The organism is Pantoea sp. YU22, assembly GCF_003970755.1.
GTDB lineage: Bacteria > Pseudomonadota > Gammaproteobacteria > Enterobacterales > Enterobacteriaceae > Pantoea > Pantoea piersonii.
Genome location: NZ_RYDU01000037.1, coordinates 1 through 8,068, shown reverse-complemented (window position 1 = coordinate 8,068; position 8,068 = coordinate 1). Strand labels below are relative to the sequence as shown.

Sequence of the window (8,068 nt, the reverse complement as noted above, 5' to 3'; positions counted from 1 at the left end):
AATTTGGAGTCATTACCGACAAAGTCATCGGGCATTATCTGAACATAAAACACTATCAATAAGTTGGAGTCATTACCTAGCTTTTGCCTATACAGGAGTATGCACACCAACAGGCGGAACACATATTTTCAACTACAATGCTTCTTATGACATTAAAAATATAAAAGATGATGCCGCCGGGTCAGAAATTGACGATATATTCAAATATTCTGTTGGGGGTGCTTATGAAGCAATCTGCGATTCAGGCCCAACTTACTCTGGCACCTTTATAAAAACGGGCAGCAACCTACCGATATATAGAGTTTCAAGCAACATCACCTGGTATAAGTTAAATGATTATTTAGCAGTGTCAATAAAAGGATACGTTGCTGGTGAGGTTAGAAAATATTTCAACGTGCCATTTTTAGAAAGCAATAACTGCAATCAAACTCAATGCTCGCCTACAATATGGGCTTCAGGTGGGCGAGGTACCGTCTCACTTATGGTAATAAAGCCCTTTATAGGTTTTTCACCAATAGATACTATCTTAAATTATACTCAAGCATCGACTAATAAAGGCACCGTAGCTACCGGGCCTTATATGAGCGAAGTCATCATGCATGCCTCGATTACAGTACCGCAGTCATGTGAGTTGAACACGGGACAGACTATCACCATGGATTTCGGTAATATCGGCGCTTCCGCGTTCACACAGGCGGGTGCCGGGAATAAACCTGCGGGCATCAATCCTCAGACGCGGAACATCGCTATTCACTGTAAGAATATTGACGCTCAGGCTTTACTCTCCTTGCGTATAGAAGCAAATAAGGTGTCGGGCAATACCATTATTTCTGACAATCCCGACTTAGGTTTTATCGTCGCAGACGATAACAAAAACCCACTAACGCCGAATAATACAAACAGCAAAATTCCTTTCCAACTCGATGATACGTCTTCAGCCTATGTTCCCATCAGCGCCTGGCCTGTCAGCGTGACGGGCAACAAACCTGCGGAAGGCAAGTTTACCTCGGAGGGATATCTGCGTGTCGATTTTGACTGAAGCTGGTATTAACGTGAAAAGGTCATGGTTTAAAGCCCTGTCGTTCTGCGTCATTACCGCTGCGTTGAGCAACCTGCTCCTGAGCGGGCTGACACCGCCTGATGCATATGGCGCCCTTGGCCAGATTAATATCAGGCTTACAGGCATGGTGGTTGCGCTGGGATGTACCGTTGACCCGAACGATGTTAATAAGCCGGTTCAGCTTGGCGAGTGGGCGACCAGACACCTGAAAAAAACGGGACAGACAACATCGCCGGTGCCCTTCACCATCCTTTTAACGGGTTGTACTGCAAGCGGTGTCACAACCAGGTTTACAGGCGCGAAGGATACCCTAAACCCTGAGCTTCTTGCCCTGAAAAGCGACGACAGAAGTTACGCCTCCGGGATAGCGGTGCAGATTATGGACAGCAAGGGTCAGCGTATCCCTATGGGCAGTAATGCCCCTCGTGGCGTGGTTGATGAGAGGGGGAATGTCACTCTGAGTTTTCTGGCGAATTATGTTGCTACTGGAAATGACAGTGTCAAACCCGGCACGGCAGATGCCGACACGGAATTCACATTGTCATATGACTGAAGTGATAATAAGTTCATCACTAAACGATAACTCGACTTTTTTATAGGGTCCGTGGCCTGCTCGCGCGGTCCGGCGGAGCTTACTAACCCGCTCCGCCCGTTAGTTAAATACCTGTCTCTCCTGAATCTTACATTAAAAGGGATTTCCCTGTGATATTCGGCTCTGGAATCAACTATTTCAGGCGAGAACCGTAGCTCAGATGACAGCGTGACGATGAATACGATGAAATAACATCAGGATCAGAATTCCTGTCACGCCGATCGCGGCGGCGCCCAAAAATATGACAGAGGTATTTCCCGGTATAAATCCCATAAACGAGGATAAAAACTGCCCCGAGAAAATGGCCATAGAAAGATAAGCAAGGTTACGCCCTCGGACGCGCGCATGACTTTGCTCCACCGTCATATGGTTTACCAGCGGCACTGACAGTCCAAAGCCGCATCCCATCAAAACGCCGCCAACGGTAAACAGCGTAAGTCCGGAAGCCATTGAGAAAAGAAGATGTGCTGCGATATAGCACCCAAACGCCGTATAAAGCGTGCCATACTCACGAATACGAGAAACAACTTTCGGCATTATCGCCGCGGCAAATACGGCGATCAGAGAGATAAAAGAGAGGAAGTAGCCCGTTTCTGCCGCCCCCATACCCATTGCGTGAAAGCGCTGCGGAATAATAATGACGCCAGTGAAGAAGCTGATCATAGAAAGCACGGCCGCAAAATAGACTGGCTTAAGTGCGCCACGCTTTCCGAGGACGTCACCTTGCTGATGGTTTTCTGTCTGATCAATACGATCCGGCCGCGGCACAAACAGGATTTGCATGGCAAGTAAAAGCCAGGCGGCAAGGTAAAGCACAAACGGCCAGCGCCAGCCAAGCGTCGCCAATAGCCCGCCGATAAACAGGAAAATCACTCCGCCCAGCTCAATTGACATGCCCTGAGAGGCAATCATCTTTAGTCGGGCATGACCACTGTAGAAGGCTGAAATCAGTCCGGTACCCGCAGACATCACTACAGCCGTTGCGCCGCCCAGCAGCAACCGATCCACCATAACAGGCACCAGACCGTGCAACAGCACGCCGCCGCTTCCCAACAGGCCGTACATAAACAGTCCCCAGGTCAACGCTCGATAAGCCCCAATCCTGTCAATGAGCCGGCCCGCCAGCGGTCCAAAAACTACTACGCCCAGAGAGGGGACAGTCACCAGCCAGCTCGCTGCTGAAGATATGCCCAGTCGTTCGGCTATCGCGGGCAGACCGGGGACGATGACGCACCCGACCATTATTGTCAGACAGGCCACCGCCAGCAGGGTAAAAGCGCCCGTTTTATTTAGTTTTCCCACAAAAATTCCTCAAACATCTGTCCGCATAACGGATATGAAATCCACATAATGGTTATCAGTTTTGATCGCGATTGAAATTTAGTCAACGAAGGAACTGTAAAACGACCGTAAAGCTTCCAGGCAAGAGAAATAAATTATTTATATAATCAATAATTTAAATGTAAGCTTCTGAAGGAAGGGGTAATAGCTGTACCAATAGCGCTCTTTCCCTGCTGGGCTTAGCAATGGGCTTTTGTTATTCAATCCGCCTGGCAGACATAGCTGATCCCTGTGATGGATGCTGCATGTTATTCTGTAAAACGTTTAATGAACGGAGGCGAGTGATGAGCAATGATGTCAATCAGGATGGGTCTCAGGTCATTGCCCGAGCGGCAATGATTTTTCGGGCGCTTGAAGTCCAGCCACAGGGAATGACCATTACTCAGCTATCCCGTGAAACCGGGCTGCCGCGTACTACCGTGCACCGCCTGGTCACTTCGCTTGAGTCACAACAGCTGCTGGTTTCCAGAGGCGCAGGTGTCCAGCTTGGACCTGCGCTGGTGCGCCTTGCCGCCTCGGCTCATACCGATGTGATATCGCTCGCAAGGTCGCCCATGGAGACGCTGGGACGCCGCACGCGCGAAACGGTTGATTTGTGTGTTTATCGAGGAACCTATGCGGTTTCAGTAAGCCAGTTCGTGTCGGATCAGGAGCTTCGTGTCGTTTCAGCCGTAGGCACAGCCTTTCCCTGTCACTGTACCGCACATGGAAAGGCGATTCTGGCCATGCTGACGGACGAAAAGATTGAAAGTCTGCTGGGAGGACGGCCTGATGTGAGAACAGACAAGACGCTTCAAAGTCTGCCGTCCATTATGGAAGAGGTCCGTGAAATCCGGCGTTGTCATTATGCGGTTGACCGTGAAGAACATGCGCGGGGCGTGTGCGGAATTGGCGTGTTTCTGAACACGGGCCTTCAAGAGCACTATGCTGTATCTGTCGCTGTCCCCGCCCTGCGCTTCGACGAAAAATTTGACCACCTGCTGAGCGCATTAATGCAATGTAAAGCCGAGATAGAAGCGCTGGTAAGGGGTTGACTCCTTTGTCCCTGATCCACAGGAAAAATATTAACGCAGAGCATTGATATACGCATCGGCACCTCACGCCTCTGGGAAATCTGGCACAAGTGACAGACGTCTGTTTCCAGGCGCAACCGGCCAGTCAGGGGTCTGTCTGCTACCGGCTTCATAAAAAGCCCTGGGGCAATAAAACAGGCGTCGATCATAAGGTGTTACAGACCCGCGAATACCCGATGAGCAGCAGCGAAACCGCGAGATGGCACCGGACAACTTCTGCATAAGCGATCTGTCGGCAAGATCTTCAACCAGGGTTAAGGTGCCATAAATTCTGACAATCGCTTTTTCCTTACCTGCAACCACTGCGACTTCTCCTGCATCAACACCAACTTTATTGAAATTCTCAGTAGCAATATGAGGATAACCTCGATTACACTTATGATACGAACCGTATCGTTTCTATATATTACTTTCCCGCCTGTTGAGGGTGAATCTTTTATGAAAAATGACCTTAATACTTCGTCCCGGCGCTCAAGCGGTGCAGTACGAAGCGAGCAGTCCCACCTGGCTATCCTTGAAGCCGCTAAGATCCTGCTGACAGAAAAAGGCTACGCAGGCTTTTCAATAGAAGCTGTGGCAAAACTTGCAGGCGCAAGCAAACCCACCATTTACCGCTGGTGGCCTAATAAGGCACAGCTGATAGCCGAGGTATATGAAGTTGAAACTAAAAAAGCGATTTTAATTCCGGAGGGTGAGAATGTTTGTCAGAGAGTCGTACTGCTGCTGGAAGCGTTATGGGATCTCTGGCGAAACACGATTTGCGGCGTCGCTTTTCGCAGCTTTATTGCAGAGTGCCAGAATAATTCCGAAAACATGACCCTGCTCCGCGAAGACTTTATGGCCAGACGCTTTGCACTTCCACGAGAAATTCTCGAAAGCGCGATAGAGAAAGGTGAACTACCCGCTGACACCGATGTTGAGCTGATTTTAGTTACGCTGTTCGGCTTTTGCTGGTTTCACCTCCTTACGGACAACCTGAGCAGCAGTCACCTTATCACCCCGTTTATTTATAACCTTCTGGAAAAAGTGCCTGTCAAAAGTAACAGCGTGCAGGCCTGAAAAATGATTACTGACCACTAAGGAGAAACAGATGAGAATCAATACTGATGCCAGCTGGGATCTGGACAGAGTCGATATACTTTTAAATCCTGCCCCGCTCCGCCTTGAAATGGGAATTTCGCGAACAGCAGATAACCGTCTGGTTGTTGCCGCCCGAACAGATATGCCCGGGTGTAGCGGGAAAATGCTGGAATGGTGGTTTACTTATTTTCATACCACTGAGCATTTGAAATGGTGGCATCCTGCCGACCACAAAGCGCACTACGGCTGGGATGATGCATGGGTAGAGGGTAAGAACTTTATCGGTGCGACCGTACATGCCGAAGAAGCGCTGGCAGCCGTCTCACCTGTGTCGGCAAAAATAAAATTTCATCATCCTGAAGATTTCTTTACCGCCGAAAAGATTCAGGAAGCGCGTAGTAAAGGCTGGCTGTCAGGTGCTGTATGTGGATGCATTGGGTTTGGTACAGATATCACGCTAGACGAGAGCGGTGACCCGCTGGGCGGACGCATGGTTCACCTGGTACGCGACACCACCTGGGGATGCGTTCTCAGAAGCCGGTTTATTCTGGGTGAGAACATGGCGGGAAAAGGAGAAAGCGTTGAGGATGAAATTGGTTTCGGCCTGTTGCAGCACTGCCATTGTGAGTTCACTTCGCTGTCAAAAATATTGCCGTCGCTTTACTATGCCGAAAATACGGGTGAAAACGTACAACCTCCGGAGTGGTGGTGAACGCCTTTACCTCCTTTCCGCTACTGCTTTCAGCGGTGTTTATCCTTAGCCTGGCGGTATTGTTTATAGAAAATCTGATGCAGGCTTGTGCTATTAGCGAGCATAAGCCTGTATAGCCATTTTAATAAATCCTGTTAATCGCCACCCGCTCTTTAAATTCTATATAATCTTTCTTTAGACTGTAATAGTATTAAACAATACCAGTTAAATAGTCATAAAATTGAGTAAGCAATGTAAAAAAGGCCACTCGAAAGTGGCCATAAGTTAACGCATAATAACGATGGTTTGCGAACACTCTTTCCCTGAGCATTTCACCTTTTCATTTTAAAGAAAACAAAATTAATTTTCCGCTTCATCAGGATAAATAATCCGTAAAGATTTTGTCTGGTGCTATTTTCATTGCGGCATCACCAGGTTTTCCCAATATTAAACTGAAACTGCTCTGACTTATCTCCCTCATATTTCTTAACCGGTAGCGCATAAGAAAACACCAGCGGCCCAAGAGGTGACTGCCATTGCAATGCCATGCCGGTGGAAACGCGGATTTGTGAAGGATCACCGTAATCAGGAATACCTGCTGCCTGCGTTTCGGCTGTGTTTTGCCAGTTTGTATCCCAGACAGAACCCGCATCAACGAACAGCGAGGTTCTCAGAGAGGTCTCATAACGCTCACTGGCAAACGGAGTGGGAACAATCAGCTCTGCGCTGGCAACTGCCATTGCATTCCCTCCCACTGCGTCATCAGATTTTTCCACCGGACAGGCGCTACTACTGCTCTCACTCCCGTTGCAGCGATAGTAAGCGGCTTTTGGTCCGATGGTATTAGAGGAAAAGCCACGTACTGAACTGGAACCGCCAGCATAAAAATTATCGTAAAACGGTACTTCTTTGTTACCCAGGCCATCGGCATATCCCGCTTTAGCGCGGCCCATCAATATCCAGCGGTGGTCATCGCTGAGGGGGAGATAGGCATTCGCGGTCAGCGTGCTTTTGAAATAGCTGTTGGTTGAGCCAGGCAGCGTAATTTTTGTATGAAAACCTGCAGTCACGCCGGAAGTCGGAAAGAAGCCGCGGTCGAGCGAATTGTAGCTCCAGCCCGTACTGAGAAAGAAATCATTGGCGCTGAACGTTTCGTCGCTACTGCCATCATCACTGACCGTGCGGGTCGTCACGCCAGGATTGATCCCCTGCGAATGGAGGTAACGCCAGACGCCTACTTGCGGCGACATATCGCTCAGGTGGTTAAAGACATAGTCGAGACCGAAATTGAGGCTGTTGTTTTCGCTAACGGGGAATCCCAGCGTGCCGCCCAAATCCAGACTCTTCAGGTTATATTCCGCCAGATCGTTATCTTCTGCGCTGTAATCGTTATAGGAGAGTTTCCCGCCAAGGCTGACGCCATCTACCGTAAAGTAGGGATCGGTCGCCGAAAGCTCTACGTAAGTCTGGTAATCGTTTTTGGTTCCGCTGAAACTTACACTGTTCCCTGTGCCCAGCCAGTTATCCTGGGTGACGCCGACCTGGAAGCTGACGCCGCTGTCGGTGCCGTAGCCAATGCCGAAGTTAAAGGTACCGGTGTTGCGCTCTTTCACCTTGTAGACCACGTCTACCTGGTCCGGCACGCCCGGCACGCGCTGGGTGTCGACATCAACAGACTCAAAGTAGCCGGTACGGTTCAGACGCTCTTTGCCCTGCTCCACCAGATCGCCGCCCAGCCATGCACCCTCCATCTGGCGCATTTCACGGCGCAGCACCGCATCTTTCGAGGTGTCATTGCCCTCGAAGCGCACTTTACGCACGTAGTAACGGTTGCCGGCATCCACGCTGATATGCAGCTTCACCGTTTTATCGGCGTCGTTGATTTCAGGCTGCGTCATCACCTGCGGATAGGCGTAGCCATAACGACCCAGCAGCTTTTTGATGTCATTTTCTATCCGTGTGACTTTGGTGCCGTTATACAGCTCGCCCGATGGAATTTGCGTCAGGTGTTCAATCTCTGCCGAGTAGCCCGCCATGCTGCCGTTGACGATCACGCCGGCGATTTTGTACTGATCGCCCTCGGTGATGTTAACGGTGATGTAGATGCCTTTTTTATCCGGCGTCAGGTTGACCTGGGTCGAATCGATATTGAAGCGCGCATAGCCGCGGTCGAGATAGAAGCTGCGCAGCGTCTCAAGGTCGCCCGCCAGTTTTTGCTTCTGATACTTGCG

7 protein-coding genes are annotated in these 8,068 nt (G+C 49.8%); 5 read left to right on the top strand and 2 right to left on the bottom strand.

The window, feature by feature from the left end; genetic code table 11:
* The coding region (locus EKL29_RS23490) for a fimbrial protein (protein WP_409339869.1) at window positions 1-1,039 on the top strand (1,039 nt) is incomplete at its 5' end.
* The gene (locus EKL29_RS22770) at window positions 1,023-1,613 is read left to right on the top strand and encodes a fimbrial protein (protein ID WP_126690830.1); all 591 of its coding nucleotides are present in this window, start codon (window positions 1,023-1,025) and stop codon (window positions 1,611-1,613) included. The genes EKL29_RS23490 and EKL29_RS22770, both read left to right, overlap by 17 nt.
* Before the next feature lie 195 nt (window positions 1,614-1,808).
* Here EKL29_RS22770 and EKL29_RS22765 read toward each other — a convergent pair whose 3' ends face one another.
* Window positions 1,809-2,954 carry an MFS transporter gene (locus EKL29_RS22765; RefSeq protein ID WP_126690829.1) on the bottom strand — a complete coding sequence of 382 codons (1,146 nt, stop codon included), beginning with the start codon at window positions 2,952-2,954 and terminating at the stop codon, window positions 1,809-1,811.
* A gap of 323 nt (window positions 2,955-3,277) precedes the next feature.
* Between EKL29_RS22765 and EKL29_RS22760 the strand changes: the two genes are divergently transcribed.
* The 3 genes from EKL29_RS22760 (at window position 3,278) to EKL29_RS22750 (ending at window position 5,858) form a co-directional block, all read left to right on the top strand.
* Entirely contained in the window at window positions 3,278-4,027 is a 750-nt protein-coding gene (locus tag EKL29_RS22760) for an IclR family transcriptional regulator (RefSeq protein ID WP_126690828.1), read from the top strand.
* 477 nt (window positions 4,028-4,504) lie between these two features.
* On the top strand, window positions 4,505-5,125 hold the full coding sequence (locus EKL29_RS22755; protein ID WP_158618947.1) for a TetR/AcrR family transcriptional regulator: 621 nt from the start codon (window positions 4,505-4,507) through the stop codon (window positions 5,123-5,125).
* A gap of 31 nt (window positions 5,126-5,156) precedes the next feature.
* Window positions 5,157-5,858 carry a DAPG hydrolase family protein gene (locus EKL29_RS22750; protein WP_126690826.1) on the top strand — a complete coding sequence of 234 codons (702 nt, stop codon included), beginning with the start codon at window positions 5,157-5,159 and terminating at the stop codon, window positions 5,856-5,858.
* A gap of 407 nt (window positions 5,859-6,265) precedes the next feature.
* Here the strand turns inward: EKL29_RS22750 and bamA are convergent.
* Window positions 6,266-8,068: outer membrane protein assembly factor BamA (gene bamA / locus EKL29_RS22745; protein ID WP_126690825.1), on the bottom strand; the 1,803-nt coding region annotated here is incomplete at its 5' end.

Excerpts from the sequence above, each read along its gene's own strand:
- EKL29_RS22760 (WP_126690828.1), top strand. The coding sequence starts at position 3,278 with ATGAGCAATGATGTCAATCAGGATGGGTCTCAGGTCATTGCCCGAGCG.
- EKL29_RS22755 (WP_158618947.1), top strand. The coding sequence starts at position 4,505 with ATGAAAAATGACCTTAATACTTCGTCCCGGCGCTCAAGCGGTGCAGTA.
- EKL29_RS22750 (WP_126690826.1), top strand. The coding sequence starts at position 5,157 with ATGAGAATCAATACTGATGCCAGCTGGGATCTGGACAGAGTCGATATA.